General features: G+C 64.4%; 16 protein-coding genes and 1 tRNA gene. 10 read left to right on the forward strand and 7 right to left on the reverse strand.

Annotated features, from left to right (window positions below):
• Window positions 1–104 precede the first annotated feature (104 nt).
• Window positions 105–1,037: a class I SAM-dependent DNA methyltransferase gene (locus EFD56_RS29015; protein WP_126906945.1), complete on the reverse strand. Its 933-nt coding sequence runs from the start codon at window positions 1,035–1,037 to the stop codon at window positions 105–107.
• A 194-nt stretch (window positions 1,038–1,231) separates the two neighbouring features.
• On the opposite strand from EFD56_RS29015, the gene EFD56_RS29020 reads away from it, so the two are divergent.
• Genes EFD56_RS29020 through EFD56_RS29030 form a run of 3 tightly spaced genes read left to right on the forward strand, consistent with a single transcriptional unit; the run spans window position 1,232 to window position 3,372 of the window.
• Complete coding sequence (locus EFD56_RS29020) at window positions 1,232–1,498, forward strand: DUF6460 domain-containing protein (protein WP_004675818.1); 267 nt, start codon at window positions 1,232–1,234, stop codon at window positions 1,496–1,498.
• A gap of 1 nt (window position 1,499) precedes the next feature.
• Window positions 1,500–1,997, forward strand: a complete 498-nt coding sequence (locus tag EFD56_RS29025; RefSeq protein ID WP_126906946.1) for a CAP domain-containing protein — start codon at window positions 1,500–1,502, stop codon at window positions 1,995–1,997.
• A gap of 28 nt (window positions 1,998–2,025) precedes the next feature.
• The gene (locus EFD56_RS29030; RefSeq protein WP_126906947.1) at window positions 2,026–3,372 is read left to right on the forward strand and encodes an MATE family efflux transporter; all 1,347 of its coding nucleotides are present in this window, start codon (window positions 2,026–2,028) and stop codon (window positions 3,370–3,372) included.
• Here the strand turns inward: EFD56_RS29030 and EFD56_RS29035 are convergent.
• Entirely contained in the window at window positions 3,348–4,436 is a 1,089-nt protein-coding gene (locus EFD56_RS29035; RefSeq protein ID WP_126906948.1) for a quinone-dependent dihydroorotate dehydrogenase, read from the reverse strand. The genes EFD56_RS29030 and EFD56_RS29035 overlap by 25 nt on opposite strands.
• Window positions 4,433–4,786 (reverse strand): DUF952 domain-containing protein, encoded by a 354-nt coding sequence (locus tag EFD56_RS29040; protein ID WP_126906949.1) that lies wholly within the window; start codon window positions 4,784–4,786, stop codon window positions 4,433–4,435. Before EFD56_RS29040 ends, EFD56_RS29035 begins: the two co-directional genes overlap by 4 nt.
• A 119-nt stretch (window positions 4,787–4,905) precedes the next feature.
• Here EFD56_RS29040 and EFD56_RS29045 point away from each other — a divergent pair, with 119 nt between their 5' ends.
• From EFD56_RS29045 to EFD56_RS29065, 5 genes are all read left to right on the forward strand, one after another.
• A complete protein-coding gene (locus EFD56_RS29045; RefSeq protein WP_126906950.1) occupies window positions 4,906–5,304 on the forward strand; it encodes a hypothetical protein in 399 nt (132 codons plus the stop codon).
• Between the two features lie 90 nt (window positions 5,305–5,394).
• Complete coding sequence (locus EFD56_RS29050; RefSeq protein ID WP_064681233.1) at window positions 5,395–6,042, forward strand: response regulator; 648 nt, start codon at window positions 5,395–5,397, stop codon at window positions 6,040–6,042.
• Between the two features lie 124 nt (window positions 6,043–6,166).
• Window positions 6,167–6,853: a S24 family peptidase gene (locus tag EFD56_RS29055; protein WP_126906951.1), complete on the forward strand. Its 687-nt coding sequence runs from the start codon at window positions 6,167–6,169 to the stop codon at window positions 6,851–6,853.
• 11 nt (window positions 6,854–6,864) lie between these two features.
• Window positions 6,865–7,569: a thermonuclease family protein gene (locus EFD56_RS29060; protein ID WP_126906952.1), complete on the forward strand. Its 705-nt coding sequence runs from the start codon at window positions 6,865–6,867 to the stop codon at window positions 7,567–7,569.
• An 88-nt stretch (window positions 7,570–7,657) separates the two neighbouring features.
• Complete coding sequence (locus EFD56_RS29065; protein WP_004673725.1) at window positions 7,658–8,071, forward strand: tellurite resistance TerB family protein; 414 nt, start codon at window positions 7,658–7,660, stop codon at window positions 8,069–8,071.
• A gap of 76 nt (window positions 8,072–8,147) precedes the next feature.
• On the opposite strand, the gene EFD56_RS29070 is transcribed toward EFD56_RS29065, so the two are convergent.
• Window positions 8,148–9,014, reverse strand: coding sequence for a transporter substrate-binding domain-containing protein (locus tag EFD56_RS29070; protein ID WP_064836230.1), 867 nt, complete (start codon window positions 9,012–9,014; stop codon window positions 8,148–8,150).
• 760 nt (window positions 9,015–9,774) lie between these two features.
• Between EFD56_RS29070 and EFD56_RS29075 the strand changes: the two genes are divergently transcribed.
• Window positions 9,775–11,781 (forward strand): methyl-accepting chemotaxis protein, encoded by a 2,007-nt coding sequence (locus EFD56_RS29075; protein WP_126906953.1) that lies wholly within the window; start codon window positions 9,775–9,777, stop codon window positions 11,779–11,781.
• Window positions 11,782–12,041: 260 nt separating this feature from the next.
• Here EFD56_RS29075 and EFD56_RS29080 read toward each other — a convergent pair whose 3' ends face one another.
• The gene (locus EFD56_RS29080) at window positions 12,042–12,422 is read right to left on the reverse strand and encodes a VOC family protein (RefSeq protein ID WP_126906954.1); all 381 of its coding nucleotides are present in this window, start codon (window positions 12,420–12,422) and stop codon (window positions 12,042–12,044) included.
• A 361-nt stretch (window positions 12,423–12,783) separates the two neighbouring features.
• Here EFD56_RS29080 and EFD56_RS29085 point away from each other — a divergent pair, with 361 nt between their 5' ends.
• Window positions 12,784–13,065 (forward strand): hypothetical protein, encoded by a 282-nt coding sequence (locus EFD56_RS29085; protein WP_029531648.1) that lies wholly within the window; start codon window positions 12,784–12,786, stop codon window positions 13,063–13,065.
• 23 nt (window positions 13,066–13,088) lie between these two features.
• Here the strand turns inward: EFD56_RS29085 and EFD56_RS29090 are convergent.
• Together EFD56_RS29090 and EFD56_RS29095 are read right to left on the reverse strand one after the other, a co-directional pair.
• Window positions 13,089–13,162 (reverse strand) — tRNA-Gly (locus EFD56_RS29090).
• 59 nt (window positions 13,163–13,221) lie between these two features.
• Window positions 13,222–14,316 (reverse strand): 2'-deoxycytidine 5'-triphosphate deaminase, encoded by a 1,095-nt coding sequence (locus tag EFD56_RS29095; protein WP_164736879.1) that lies wholly within the window; start codon window positions 14,314–14,316, stop codon window positions 13,222–13,224.
• Between the last annotated feature and the right edge of the window lie 66 nt (window positions 14,317–14,382).

Below are 14,382 nucleotides of genomic sequence, written 5' to 3' on the forward strand. Positions count from 1 at the left end.
CGCGCGCTCTTCGGATATCCTTGCAATATCAGGCTTTCCGGCGGCCGATCAAGCGAAATAGGTAAGTAATGCTGTCCTATTAAAAAATCGCAAGAAACATTCGCTCAGGCCGGCTTGCGCGTAAGGAACAGAATGCCGGCCACCGGTTTGCCGCCATCTTTGCGAATGACGGTCTTGGCTATGTCGAGGATTTCGAAGCCGTGACGGGCAAGCAGCATCGTGACATAGGCTTCCGAATGGGCATAACGCAGCGACGGCGCGAGATGGAAGGTCTCGCCCTCCCCCGCGTCTTCGACGGAAAAGGCAAGATCGGCGCCGGCGCCGGCCAGATCGTCGATGATGGCAAAGACGCTTTCGAGATTGCCGAGATACATCAGCACGTCGGCTGCCGTCACCAGATCGGCGCGGCCGCGTGGCCGATCGGCGAAGAGGCCGGAAAGATCCGATGCAAGCGACAGGTCGGCCTGGGCGAGGTGATCGTAGACCGCCTTCTCGGCCGCCTTGGCCAGCATGTTCTGCGAGAGGTCGAAACCTTCGAGGCGGCCGACACGGCCATGGATTTCGGGGCCGAGCAGGCCGGTGCCGCAGCCGAGATCGACGGCGCATGCGTAGTGCCTGCCGGTGGCAGAAACGAGGGCTGCGAGCTTCTGCGGCACGCTGTAATCGAGTTTTTCGACGAGCGCGGTTTCGAAACGGTCGGCATAATCGTCGAACAGGCGCTCGACATAGCGGCTCGGCGGCCGGTCGGGTGTGGCGATATCGCCGAGAAGGGCAAGCTTGAGGGCCGAACCGAAAATATCTTCGGGATCGAGGGCAAGCGTGTTGCGATAGGCTTCGATCGCGGCTTCCGCCTTGCCCGCCTTTTCGCGATAGGTGGCGAGGCGATACCAGCCGGCGGCCCAGGCCGGTGCGAGTTCGAGCGCCTGTTCCATCAGCTCGGCCGCCGCCCCCGGCTCACCGCCCTCTTCGAGCATCCGGGCATAATCGGCGCGGCGGTCGGCGATGACATCGCCGGAGGAAAGCTGGTGGGGCTGCATGGATAGACCTGTTGGCTCTTAAGCATGTCGTCAGCGCAATCCGCTGCACACTTTGCGCGACCTGCGTTTGCCTGCATCTGGCGGCGGCCACAAAAAAACTCAAGTCCTATTTCACAGGCGAAGCGGCCAATCCCGGAAAGGGCTTGCGGGCGGCGCGCCGCAACCCTATTCCAAGGGCAAACAGGAGATGGCGCATGTCCGATCAGGTGAACAGGTTCCTCGGCGATTCGCTCGGCCGCACATTGATAAAACTCATCGTCGTGTCGCTGATCGTCGGTTTCGTCATGACCGTCTTCGGCCTGACGCCGTGGAACATCATCTATGGGTTCCGCGACTTCATCCTGGAAATCTGGCACCGCGGTTTTTCAGCGCTCGGGCGCGTCGGCGACTATCTCCTCCTCGGAGCGACGATCGTCATTCCGCTCTTCCTCATCCTTCGCCTTTTCAGCTATCACCGGTAACATGACCTCCATCGATCTTTCCCGCCGCGGCCTGCTGCGTCTTTCCGGACTGGCGTTCGCCGCCGGCATCGCCGGCTGCACCACCACGCCGCGCCTTGCCGGCACCCCTTCGAACGGCGAGGACGAGACGGCAAGTGTATTGCCGCTCGTCAACCAGCTCAGGGCCAAGAACGGCCTGCCGCCGCTTGAGGTCGATCCGGCGGCGCAGACGGCCGCTCTGTTCCAGGCCAAACGCATGGCAAGCGCCGGCAAAATGGCGCATCTCATGGGCATGACCGACAGTTTCGGCGCCCGCGTCAAGGCGAGCGGCGTGCAGCTGCCGGCGGCGGAGAATATCGCCTCCGGCCAGCGGAGCGTCGATGAAGTGGTGACGGCCTGGATCAACTCTCCGCATCATCTGGAAAACATGCTGGGGCGTTATGACGGCCTCGGCGTCGCCGTCGCCCATAATTCATCTTCCAGGAACCTGCCCTATTGGGCGATGGTGCTATCGAGCTGAGGCGATTCGGCCTCGATATGGGGCAAGCATGGATACGCGCAGCAACAGTCATTCCCTTGCCTTCGAGGTCACGCACCGGCTGGTGCTCTCGATCGCCATTCCCATGACGCTCGGCTTCCTGACGACGCCGCTGCTCGGGCTGACGAGCACCGCCGTCGTCGGTCATATGGGGGACCCGGAAGCGCTGGCGGGGCTGGCGATCGGGGCAATGCTCTTCGATCTCATCCTCGGCAGTTTCAATTTCCTGCGGGCATCGACGACAGGACTGACGGCGCAGGCCTATGGCCGGCGGGACCAGCACGAACAGCAGGCGGTCTTTGCGAGAGCGCTGATCTCAGCGCTCGGCTGCGGGCTGGCGCTGCTCTGTCTTTCGCCTCTGCTCAAGGCGGCAGGATTGCGGCTGATGGGCGCGGAAGGCGCGATCGCCGAGGCGACCGCCACCTATTTCTCGATCCGCATCCTGGCGGCGCCGGCGGCGCTGGCCAATTACGCCATCCTCGGCTTCGTGCTCGGGCGCGGACAGGGCGGCGTCGGACTGCTGCTGCAGGCGCTGATCAACGGCATCAACATCCTGCTGTCCATCTATCTCGGCCTGTCGCTCGGCTGGGGTGTGGCCGGCGTCGCCTGGGGAACCTTGGCTGGCGAGGTGGCCGGCGCGCTCGCCGGGCTGTTCATCGTGCTCAGCGGCTTTGCCAGGGCGGAACGGCCGGCCTGGCCGGAAATCCTTTCCCGCCATCGGCTGGCCGAGCTCTTCGCACTCAACCGCGACATCCTGATCCGCACCTTCGTGCTGATCGGCGCCTTCGCGATCATGACGCGGATCGGCACCGGCTTTGGCGCAGTGACGCTTGCCGCCAATGCCGTGCTGATGAATTTCTTCCTGTTGTCAGGCTATTACCTCGATGGGCTTGCCAATGCCGCCGAGCAGATCACCGGCCGAGCGGTCGGGGCGCACTATCGGCCGGCCTTCGACCGCGGGCTGAAGCTGACGACCCTCTGGTCCTTCGGCCTGGCGGCGATCGTCTCCGCCTTCTTCCTGCTCGCGGGGCCCTGGCTGATCTCGGTGCTGACGACCTCGCCGGAGGTGCGGCAGGCGGCCGGCACCTACCTGCCGTGGGCGGCGGTGACGGGGCTCACCGGCGCACTCGCCTTCCTGATGGACGGGGTGTTCATCGGCGCGACATGGTCGGTCGACATGCGCAACCGGATGCTGATGTCCTTTGCCGGTTACCTCGCCATGCTCGCCGTCTTCGTGCCGCTCTTCGGCAATCACGGCCTGTGGCTGGCGATGAACGCCTTCCTGCTGTTCCGCGGCTTTTTCCTGGCGATGCTGGTCAGGCCGCGCGCCGATCAGACCTTCCGCGCCGCCCAGTAATCGAGCCTGCTGTCGCGTAGCTCGCCGATTGTGCCAGCCTTTTCGCGGTCGAGCAGCGCCGAGAGGCCGCGGAGGATATCGCCGGGCAGACCGGGGCCTTCATAGACCATGCAGGAATAGAGCTGGACGAGATCGGCACCCGCCCTGATCTTCTCCAGTGCGGTTTCGGCCGAAGAGACGCCGCCGACGCCGATGATCGGCAGCGCGGCGCCGACGCGCTTGCGCATCTTGGCAAGCACGGCGGTTGACTTTTCGAACAGCGGCACGCCGGAGAGGCCGCCCGTCTCCTTGGCCTGGCGCTGATCTTTCAGGCGCTCGCGCGACAGCGTGGTGTTGGAGACGATCAGCCCATCCAGCGGATGCGCCAGCGCCTCGGCGGCGATATCGTCCATGCCCTCCTCGGTCAGATCGGGGGCGATCTTCAGAAAGACCGGGATCTTCCGGCCGGATCTCTCAGCCATCTCATCGCGCGCCGCCAGCACGGCCGACAGCAGCGCCGCAAGGCTTTCGCGCGCCTGCAGATCGCGCAGGCCGGGCGTATTCGGTGAGGAGATATTGGCGGTGAAATAGCGCGCGACGGAATAGAAACAGCGGATGCCGGCGACATAATCGGCGATGCGGTCCTCGCTGTCCTTGTTGGCGCCGATATTGACGCCGACAATGCCTTTGCCCGTCAGCGCCGAGAGCCGCTCGAAAGCAGCCTCATGGCCTTCATTGTTGAAACCGAGGCGATTGATGACGGCTTCATCCTCGACCAGGCGGAAGATGCGCGGACGCGGATTGCCGGATTGCGGCCTCGGCGTCACCGTGCCGATCTCGGTGAAGCCGAAGCCGAGCCTCAGCAGCGCCTCCGGCACTTCGGCATTCTTGTCGTAACCCGCCGCCATGCCGAGCGGGTTTTCGAAGGTAAGGCCGGCGACGGTCTGGCGAAGGCGCGGATCCGGGGTGATCTGGCAGGCGGGCACCAGCCCGGATTTCAGCGCCGCGATCGACATGCCGTGCGCCGTTTCCGGATCGAACAGGAAGAGGCCCTTGCGGGCGAGACGCTTGAAGGGATCGATCATGGCTGCAGCTCCGGGAAAATATGGGCGCCGGTCTCGTCGAGCGGCAATGGCACCTCCCAGAGCACGGCCGCTAGCGGCAGATCGGCATAGAGATGCGGGAACAGATCGCCGCCGCGCGAGGGTTCGAAGATCAGCTTGTCGCCGAGGCCGCCGCCATCGACGGCAACCAGCATCAGGCCGGACTGGCCGGCAAAATGCAGGGCGGCGGTCTGCTTGACCTGTTCAGCCGTCGAGAAATGGATGAAGCCGTCCTTGAGATCGATGCCGGCGCCATGAAAAACACCGCTTTGTCTGGCTTGCTGCCAGAGCGTTTCCGTCACGATCTTGTAAAGGGTCGGTGTCAGGGTCATCATGGCCTCGCGATTGCTGGTCCTCGATCACCAGCGCTTTGCCGGAAAGAGGCGGCAATGTCCACGCCCCGGCGCTTAAAAAACAGGACCTGCACAAGCAAAATCCGGAGGATGAGACGATGAAGATTTTGGCTCTCACACTTGGCGCTGTTCTCCTGCCGCTGGCAGCTGTCGCGGCCGAGGCCGATGCGGGCCGCTTCCAGCTGGAAAGGAGCGGCGATCATTTCGTCCGGCTCGACCGCCAGACCGGCGCCATGTCGATCTGCCAGGACAAGGACGGCGCGCTCGTCTGCCGCATGGCCGCCGACGAGCGGGCGGCCTATGAGGACGAACTCGACCGGCTTTCGCAGCGGGTAACGAAGCTGGAACAGGGCGGCCTCGTCCAGCGGGCGCTGCCGAGCGATGCCGAGATCGACCGCTCGATCAGCATCATGGAGAAGATGATGAAGAGTTTCATGGGGATGGTGAAGGAGTTCCAGACCGAGGAAAAGACCAATCCCCTTCCGCAGAAGACCTGATCTGATATAGTCATATCAGCAGGCATGCATGGAGCGCGGTGGGGACGGCGTCGCATGCAGCATGATCGGGCTCTTGGGAGGGAGTTTTCGATGCAGGAACAGACCATCATCATTGCCGACGACCATCCGCTTTTCCGCGATGCGTTGCGCCAGGCCGTCATCGGCATGGAAGGCCGTCAATCGATCGTCGAAGCCGGCGACTTCGCCGCCGCGCGGACCGCAGCCGGCGCCCATCCGGACGCCGACCTGATGCTGCTCGACCTCGCCATGCCCGGCGTCAGCGGCTTTTCCGGGCTGATGGCGTTGCGCGCCGAATTCGCCAGCCTGCCGATCATCATCGTCTCGGCCAGCGACGACGCAACGACGATCCGACGGGCGCTGGAACTCGGCGCGTCCGGCTTCATCTCGAAATCCTCCGGCATCGAAGACATTCGCCGCAGCATCCAGACGGTGCTTGCCGGCGATATCGCCACACCGGAAAGCTATCGCGACGGCCAGGAGCAGGACCCCGATGTCGCCGACCTGATCCACCGCCTGCATACGCTGACGCCGCAGCAGAGCCGGGTGCTGACCATGCTCGCCGAAGGGCTGCTGAACAAGCAGATCGCCTATGAACTCGGCGTCTCCGAGGCGACCATCAAGGCGCATGTCTCGGCGATCCTGTTGAAACTCGACGTCGACAGCCGCACGCAGGCCGTCATCCAGCTCGGCAAGATCAACATGGCGATGGTCGCCTGAGGGCGGCCGAAACCGCCGATAGCAGGATTTTATTCCTCCTTTACCTTTACGCGCGCCACCCGGTCGGTTACACTCCGGCCGGCTGAAGCGCGGCCTCGGATAGGCTGCACGGAATCGGGCGCATATGCTGTCACACGAGCAGATCTGGGAGGCGATCGACAGGCTTGCCGCACGGCACGACCTGACGCCATCCGGTCTTGCGCGCCGCGCCGGGCTCGATCCGACATCCTTCAACAAGTCGAAACGGCTTTCGGCCGATGGGCGGCTGCGCTGGCCCTCGACCGAATCGATCGCCAAGGTGCTCGATGCGACAGGGGCGAGCATGGAGCAGTTTCTCGCCCTCCTGCCGCCGGGCGGCACTGCCGCAGAACGGACCGGCGAGCTCGCCCAGCGGCCGGACAGCCGGTTTCAGCCGCAGGGCGGCGCCATTCCGCTGCTCGGCTTCGCGCAGGCCGGCGCCGGCGGCTTCTTCGACGATGGCGGCTTTCCGGCCGGGCAAGGCTGGGACGTGGTCGAGTTTCCGGCTGCCCCGTCGCAGAAATCGGGCGTCTATGCCCTGGAGGTGCAGGGCGAGAGCATGATGCCGCTCTACCGCGACGGCGACGTGCTCATCGTCGAGCCCGGCGCGCAGGTGCGCCGCAACGACCGTGTCGTCGTGCGCACCCGCGAGGGCGAGGTGATGGCCAAGGTGCTGCTGCGCCAGAGCCCCCGGTCGATCGAGCTGATGTCGCTCAATCCCGAACATCCGAACCGGACGCTCGATCTGTCCGACGTCGAGTGGATCGCCCGCATCATCTGGGCCAGCCAATAGGAAGATATTCCATGCGCCCTGCCGCCGTCTTCACTGGTCTCGCAGGAATGGCGGTCGTGGCCGGCCTGCTGATATCAGCAGAAGCAAGGCTGCGCGGCGGAACAGGCGGCGAGGATGTGATCACCGCAGAGGCACCAGCAACCGACACCGCGGCGGAAACCGCCCCCGAGGCAGCAGCCCCGCCGGCGCCGATATCGGATGCAGATGCCGAAATCATTGCGCGCGGGGCCCAACCGGCCGCTCCCTCCCCCGCCCCGGCCGAACGCACGACGGCCGATCCGCCGCCCCCATCTGAAACGCCTGGCGGGCAAGCGGCGGGGCCGGTTGCGAAGAAGCCGATCGAGCTGGCACGGCCGGTCGCCGAAAATGCCGGCGTGCTTTCCTTTGGCGAACGCCGGCTTCAGCTTGCCGGCATCGTCCCGACACCGGCCGACAGGATCTGCGGGCCGGCAGGCCGGCAATGGCCCTGCGGCATGCTGGCGAAGACGGCCCTGCGCCAACTCCTGCGCAGCCGCAGCCTCACCTGCGACCTCGACATGGCGGAATGGAAGGGGACGGTGACCGCCGCCTGCCGGCTCGGCGCGCAGGATCTCGGCACATGGCTCGCCGAAAGCGGCTGGGCCGAAGCCGAGGCGGGTTCGCCGCTCGGCGCCGTCGCCGACAAGGCGAAGCAGGCGCAGAAAGGCATTTACGGCGACGACCCGCGCCGCAAATGACGGATGTCCTGGGCGCCGCGATGCTGCCGCTCCCTTGTAAAGGCGGCCGCCAATTCCTAATCTCCGCTCACCGAAAAAGGAATCAGAGATGAACAAGCCGCTTTCCGCCCATGATGCCCTGATCTACGTTATGGTGATGGCGTCTGCCGTCGACAGCACCATGAACGACAGGGAGATGGAAAGGATCGGCCAGCTGATCGGCTTCCTGCCGGTGTTCCGGGATTTCGACGAGGACACGCTGATTTCGGTGGCGCGCGACTGCGCCTCGCTGCTCGCCGGGCCCGAGGGCCTCGACGTCGTTCTCGAAACCGTGCGCGACACGCTGCCGGCAAAACTCTACGACACGGCCTATGCGCTGGCCGTCGAGGTGGCTTCCGCCGATCTTTCTGTCAAGGCCGAGGAACTCAGGCTGCTCAGCCTGCTGCGCGACCGGCTCGGTCTCGACAAGCTCACCTGCGCGGCGATCGAGCGTAGCGCCATTGCCCGCTTCCGCAAGGGCTGATCAGTAAAGCTCTTTGTTCTTATGCATGTCGTTATCCCGGAACCGCTGCACACTTCCGGGCGACATGCATTGGGGCTCAGTAAAGCCCGTAGGGGAAATAGCGCAGATAGAGTTCCTGCAGACGGCCGCTGCGCGACAGCGCGGCAAGCGCGTGGTCGATGGCTGAGGTCAGCACGCTATCCTTCTGCCGCAGCATGATGGTCATGCCCTCGCCGAGGAAATGTTCGGACAGATAGGGGCCGTCGAACAGCGCGCAGCATTTGTCCGAGGCCGGCGAAGAGACCCAGAAGGAAAGCTGCAGCGCATCGGCAAAGGCGGCGTCGACCTTGCGTTCCTTCAGCGCCCCAAGCAGGGCCTCCTTCGTGTCGAAGGGCTCGGCCTTCAGCGCCGGAAAAAAGGCGGCCAGCATCGCCTCGTGTACCGTTCCCTTGACGACACCGACCGGGCGCCCGGCAAGGGCGGCCGCCGTCTTGCCCTCGACGGGTGCGGCAAGATTGCGCACGAAGCGCGCCGGCAGCATCAGATAGGGCCGGGAGAAGACGAACCGTCGGCGCAGCTCCGGCGTCACCGCAAGGCCGGCGATGACGGCATCGCCCTGCGAGGCAGCAAGCGCATCCTTGAGATCGGCAAAGGGGATCGCCTGGATCTGGCACTTGTCGGATATTTCCAACTCGCCGCAGATTTCGCGGGCGAGATCGACGTTGAAACCGGAAAGCTTGCCGTTCTGATCGGTGAAATTGAACGGCGGGAAATCGACTGATGTCAGGAAGCGCAGGCGCACCAGCGACGAGAGATCGGGCCGCGCAAGACGTTCACGGGCATCGAAGAGCAGCGGCAGCGAGGGTGCTGCCTGCTGGGCGGAGGCGGCAAGGCTTGAAAAGAGCAACAGCCCGAACGCGAGAAATCCCTTCAGGGTGAGGGAGGCCAGTTTGGATTGCATTATTGTCATCCGGTCTCGGTTCAGCGCGAAACGTTGCCGCTTCGGCGAGATCTATCAGAGTCATGGCTGGTGGGGAATATGCGTGTATCCGACGCCGGAACGCCCGCCCCGTCCTTCGAGGCTCCGGCCTTTGGCCTGCGCACCTCAGGATGAGGCTCTCTTGGGCGTCGGCACGGCATTCGTCAGCACCGAGGCGCAGCCCCCACGCCCCCTGTCGCGGGCGGCGATCCTCCAACCTTCCTCATCCTGAGGTGCGTAGGCCAAAGGCCGAAGCCTCGAAGGACACGCTCCAACCCTGCCTCTTGCGCCCACCCATCGCCAGTGGCCGACCTCGTCCTTCGAGGCCCCTGCGGGGCACCTCAGGATGAGGTCGGAGAGGACGTGGCATCCGCCGCTGCCCATCATTATCAGTGCGGCAATCTCCAAGGCTCCTCATCCTGAGGTGCGTAGGCCGGAGGCCGGAGCCTCGAAGGACACGCTCCAACGCTGCTTCGTGCATCCATGATCCGTCAGCGCACCCGCCTCCCCTTCGAGGCCCCTGCAGGAGAGGCCCTCTCGGGTTCCGGCGTAAAACTCCTCCCTCAAAATTATGGGCATTCTCCACACCGGCATTAGGGCGGAATTAAAGAATAGTGCCCTTTTATTTGTGGCGACGTTATCGGCCCCGCCGGCCGATCGCATGATGCACGCGTCAGCGCTCTGTTTGTAACAATTGATTTCACAGCGCCGGTGCGGCACGCCCGGCCAATCGGGTAACGTTTCTATGCTGAAGCATCTGAAAATCCGTACGAAAATCCTGTCGGTCGTGGCGCTCATGGGGCTGATCACGATGGCCGGGCTGATCTATATCATCGCCGATTTTCGCCGTGCGGACGCCGCTTACAGCGCCTTCATCGATCATGAGGCGCTGGCCTCGATGCAGAGCGCGCGCGCCAGCGCCTCGGTGGTGGCCTCGGTGCTGCAGGTCACCCTGCTCGCCGACATGAAGCCCGATACGCCGGCTTTCGAGACGGCGCTCGCCACGCCGAGCAAGCTGCCGCAGGCGCGCGACCGGCTGAAGCAGGCGCTGGCGCTGGTGCCGAGCCGCAAGGCGGCGATAGACGAAATTCAGGCAGGCATCGATGACATCGAAGCCCTGGCGAACAAGATCATCGAACAGAGCAAGGCCAAGGATAGCGCCGGCGCGCTCGCCAATGTCGCCCTGATGAATGCCAAGCTCAATGCGCTGACGCCGAAGATGATCGCCAACAATGATGCGATGATGGCGCTGCTCAATGACGGCGGCGACGCGCTGTCGGCTTCCGTCAACGGCCGGATCACCTTCTGCTTCCTCCTGATCGGCATTGCCGTTCTCGCCGCGATCGGCATCGGCGTCGCCGTTGCACAGTCGGGCATTGCAGGCCCGATGGCGAGGCTCAGACTACGCATGACGCGCCTTGCCGAGGGCGACACCGACAGCGAGATCGGCGGCCTCGACCGCGGCGATGAAATCGGCCAGATGGCCAAGGCCGTTTCGATCTTCCGCGACAACGCCATCGAGCGCCGTCAGATCGAGGCCCGCGCCGAGGCAGACCGCAGCGTCAGCGACGGCGAGCGCCGCGAACGCGAGGCGCAGAAGACCCGCGAGGCTTCCGAACTCGAACACGCCGTCACAGCCCTCGGCGACGGCCTGCGCCGCCTTGCCGCCGGCGATCTCGCCGCGCAGCTCGACGAGCCTTTCGTCGCCCATCTCGACGCGCTGCGCCAGGATTTCAACCACTCGGTCGAAAAGCTCAACGAGACCCTGCAGGCGGTCGGCGCCAATGCGCGGGCAATCGGCGCCGGCGCCAACGAGATCCGTTCTTCGGCAGACGAGCTTTCCCGGCGGACGGAACAGCAGTCGGCCTCGGTCGAAGAAACCGCAGCGGCGCTCGAAGAGATCACCACGACGGTGCGCGACGCCGCCAAACGCGCCGAGGAGGCGAGCCAGCTCGTCACCCGCACCCGCCTCGGCGCCGAAAAATCCGGCGAGATCGTCCGCAAGGCCGTCTCCGCCATGCAGCAGATCGAACAGTCCTCGGTCGAGATCGGCAACATCATCGGCGTCATCGACGACATCGCCTTCCAGACCAATCTGCTGGCGCTGAATGCCGGCGTCGAGGCGGCGCGCGCCGGCGAAGCGGGCAAGGGCTTTGCGGTCGTCGCCCAGGAGGTGCGCGAGCTCGCCCAGCGTTCGGCCATGGCGGCCAAGGAGATCAAGGACCTGATCACCAATTCCGGCACGCATGTGCAAACCGGCGTCACTCTGGTCGGCGACACCGGCAAGGCGCTCGATGCGATCGTTAGCGAAGTGCAGGAAATCAACCAGCACGTCCATGCGATCGCCGAAGCCTCGCGCGAACAGTCGATCGGGCTGCAGGAGATCAACACCGCCGTCAACACCATGGATCAGGGCACGCAGCAGAACGCAGCGATGGTCGAGCAATCGACCGCCGCCAGCCACAGCCTCGCCACGGAGGCGACGGCGCTCAACAACCTGCTCGGCCAGTTCCGGCTGACCGGCACCGGCAGCTTCGCCGCCGCCGCCCCGATCGCCTCCACCCGCCCGCCGGCCGCAGCACCGCGCCCGCCCGCGCGCCCGGTGGCCAAGGCCCCGGCAATCCGCGTCGCCCGGGAAGGCACGGCCCGTCCGACCGCCTCACCGGCCCGCGCCCTCAGCCAGACCCTCGCCAACGCCTTCGGCGGCGGCAGCACGCCGAAAAGCCAGGATGGTGACTGGACGGAGTTCTGAGGAACAGAGAGGTTGCCGCAAATTCTCTTCTCCCCTCGGGGAGAAGGTGCCGGCAGGCGGATGAGGGGGCCACACGGACTTCCTTTCCGTAATCGTCTATTCCACCCGTCCGACCGCAACGCCGTCGCGAACAGTCCGCTGAATCCGGCTTCGTCGGCCCCCTCATCCGCCCTACGGGCACCTTCTCCCCGAGGGGAGAAGAGGGAACCGAGAGGTCGCGGCATGTCCCTCTTAACCGCGTTTACCGGCTCCGTCCCACTCTAACCCGGCCGCCAACCAACCTCGACGAGGATATTGCCGGGCGCCGTGCAATAGAACAGCCAGCCGCCGCGCATGGCGGCCGGCGGACCGGAGAGCACGGCACCAGCGGCGACAAGTCCGGCATGGACAGTATCGACATCACCCCTTTCCGGCAGAATGAAGCCGATATGATAGGTCTGGCGGCCTATCTCCACCTGGTCGGCGGTGCCGAACTTGGCGATGGCGTGGCTGAGAACGATTTCGAGGCCGGCAGCGTCCTCCAGGATCGCCAGGCCGTTGTTGCCGCGCATATCCTTCAGCTTCAGGCCGAAATGACGGATGAAGAAATCCGCCGTCTCGGCAATATCGGGTACGTGAAAATCGAGATGGTTCAGGCGCATTGACAGTCTCCGTTCAAAAAAATCCCGGGACTGCCTTTTGCCGTCTCCGCACGCCGCCGGGATCCCGCATTTCCATGCGGATCACGTCGCGGGTTCTCGTGCCCTGGGGCACGGAGCAGAGCTTCGTCAGAGCGCTTTGACGCTTAGACGGAAGGGATCGGGCTTACCTCAACCGATCCTGCCTTTTTCGACGATGCCGATCTAGCAGAAGGCGCCGGTTTCGGCAATGGAAAGGCTGAAGCGGTCACGACGCTCCAGGCGATGCTTCGCGAAGGCGTGAAGGTAGAGACTGCGTTTCAACTGGCGAGCAAGATGCAATCAGGAGTAAGATCGCCGCCTCGGCGCATCGGAAGGGATGGACATGAAACCCGCACTCCTCGGCCTTATCGGCACCCTCATTCTTGCCGGGTGCAACAGCGTTTCCTACTATGGCGGCCCCGGCCTCGAGCCGATCCCGGGCAGCATCACCTATAACGGCCAGCCGCGCAGCAAGCTCACCAAATCGCCACCCGGCTCCAGCTTCCCGCATGATTTTATCGACCAGTACGGCCAGCAGGTGGAAGAAACCTACATCATCCAGCCCGACCGAAGCCTGATCATCGCGCATCGGCGATACAAGCCGATCCGGTTTTTCGGGGATTAGTTGGGCGTCGCCGCAAGGATCAGTGGAGCGGGTGAAGGGAATCGAACCCTCGTATTCAGCTTGGGAAGCTGCTGCTCTACCATTGAGCTACACCCGCGATGCGCTGAGATTTCCAACAGATGGGGGCCGCTGTCAAGTCACGCGGCACGCAAGCTGTCAGATGCGGAAGTGTTTCGAGAGTTTGAGGCCCTGGGCCTGGTAGTTGGAGCCGAGGCCGGAGCCGTAGAGGCTGGCGGGCTTTTCCTGCATGTGCTCGTAGACGAGACGGCCGACGATCTGGCCGTCTTCGAGAATGAAGGGCACTTCGTGGCTGCGCACTTCGAGCACGGCGCGGCTGCCGCGGCCGCCGGCCGGGGCATGGCCGAAGCCCGGATCGAAGAAGCCGGCGTAATGGACGCGGAATTCGCCGACCAGCGGATCGAAGGGGGTCATCTCGGCGGCATAATCCGGTGGCACATGCACGGCCTCGCGCGAGACGAGGATATAGAACTCATCAGGATCGAGGATCAGTTCGTTGCGGCCGCGGCTATAGAGCGGCTCCCAGAAATCGAAGATATCGTGCTGGTCCTTCTCGTCGACATCTACGACGGCGGTGTGATGCTTGCCGCGATAGCCGATCAGGCCGTCCTTATCGCCGCTGAGATCGATCGACAGCGCGATGCCGCCGCCCGATACGTTCGGCTGCTTGCTGGCGACCAGCGTCTCGCTTTCATGCAGCTTCAGCAGTTCCGGCTCGCCGAGCAGCGACTGGCCGACGCGGAAGCGGATCTGCGACAGGCGCGAGCCGCGGCGCACGACGATCGGGAAAGTGCGCGGGCTGATTTCGAGATAGAGCGGGCCGGCATAGCCTGGCGGGATCTTGTCGAATTCCTGGGCGTAATCGGTAATGACGCGGGTGAAGATATCGAGCCTGCCGGTCGAGCTCTTCGGATTGGCCGAGGCCGACATGTCGGCCGGCAGCGCCAGGCTCTCCATCAGCGGCACGATATAGACGCAGCCGGTTTCGAGCACCGCGCCCTGAGACAGATCGATCACATGCAGGCTGAGGCGATCGAGCTTGTCCGACACGAGATGCGAAGGCCCCGGCATGAAGGAGGCGCGCACGCGGAAGGCCTTGCTCCCCAGGCGTAGGTCGAGACTTGCCGGCTGGATCTGATCGCGGTCCAGCTCCCGCTCGGAGTTAAGACGCCCCGTTTCAAACAGCGCGGAGATCGCGCGGTCCGCCAGAATTCCAGTATCGCGAGCCATCATGCCCCATCCATCTTTTGCGCCGACAAAACCAAATACGGGGAATTGACGCAAGCAGCTAACAGCAGT

It is taken from the genome of Rhizobium phaseoli (assembly GCF_003985125.1).
GTDB classification, from domain to species: domain Bacteria; phylum Pseudomonadota; class Alphaproteobacteria; order Rhizobiales; family Rhizobiaceae; genus Rhizobium; species Rhizobium phaseoli.

What these genes read in the sequence shown, in the direction of transcription:
- EFD56_RS29025 (WP_126906946.1), top strand. Translation starts at nt 1,500, where the DNA reads ATGACCTCCATCGATCTTTCCCGCCGCGGCCTGCTGCGTCTTTCCGGA.
- EFD56_RS29080 (WP_126906954.1), bottom strand. Translation starts at nt 12,422, where the DNA reads ATGCGCCTGAACCATCTCGATTTTCACGTACCCGATATTGCCGAGACG.
- EFD56_RS29055 (WP_126906951.1), top strand. Translation starts at nt 6,167, where the DNA reads ATGCTGTCACACGAGCAGATCTGGGAGGCGATCGACAGGCTTGCCGCA.
- EFD56_RS29050 (WP_064681233.1), top strand. Translation starts at nt 5,395, where the DNA reads ATGCAGGAACAGACCATCATCATTGCCGACGACCATCCGCTTTTCCGC.
- EFD56_RS29060 (WP_126906952.1), top strand. Translation starts at nt 6,865, where the DNA reads ATGCGCCCTGCCGCCGTCTTCACTGGTCTCGCAGGAATGGCGGTCGTG.
- EFD56_RS29015 (WP_126906945.1), bottom strand. Translation starts at nt 1,037, where the DNA reads ATGCAGCCCCACCAGCTTTCCTCCGGCGATGTCATCGCCGACCGCCGC.
- EFD56_RS29075 (WP_126906953.1), top strand. Translation starts at nt 9,775, where the DNA reads ATGCTGAAGCATCTGAAAATCCGTACGAAAATCCTGTCGGTCGTGGCG.
- EFD56_RS29045 (WP_126906950.1), top strand. Translation starts at nt 4,906, where the DNA reads ATGAAGATTTTGGCTCTCACACTTGGCGCTGTTCTCCTGCCGCTGGCA.
- EFD56_RS29040 (WP_126906949.1), bottom strand. Translation starts at nt 4,786, where the DNA reads ATGACCCTGACACCGACCCTTTACAAGATCGTGACGGAAACGCTCTGG.
- EFD56_RS29030 (WP_126906947.1), top strand. Translation starts at nt 2,026, where the DNA reads ATGGATACGCGCAGCAACAGTCATTCCCTTGCCTTCGAGGTCACGCAC.
- EFD56_RS29020 (WP_004675818.1), top strand. Translation starts at nt 1,232, where the DNA reads ATGTCCGATCAGGTGAACAGGTTCCTCGGCGATTCGCTCGGCCGCACA.
- EFD56_RS29035 (WP_126906948.1), bottom strand. Translation starts at nt 4,436, where the DNA reads ATGATCGATCCCTTCAAGCGTCTCGCCCGCAAGGGCCTCTTCCTGTTC.
- EFD56_RS29095 (WP_164736879.1), bottom strand. Translation starts at nt 14,316, where the DNA reads ATGATGGCTCGCGATACTGGAATTCTGGCGGACCGCGCGATCTCCGCG.
- EFD56_RS29085 (WP_029531648.1), top strand. Translation starts at nt 12,784, where the DNA reads ATGAAACCCGCACTCCTCGGCCTTATCGGCACCCTCATTCTTGCCGGG.
- EFD56_RS29065 (WP_004673725.1), top strand. Translation starts at nt 7,658, where the DNA reads ATGAACAAGCCGCTTTCCGCCCATGATGCCCTGATCTACGTTATGGTG.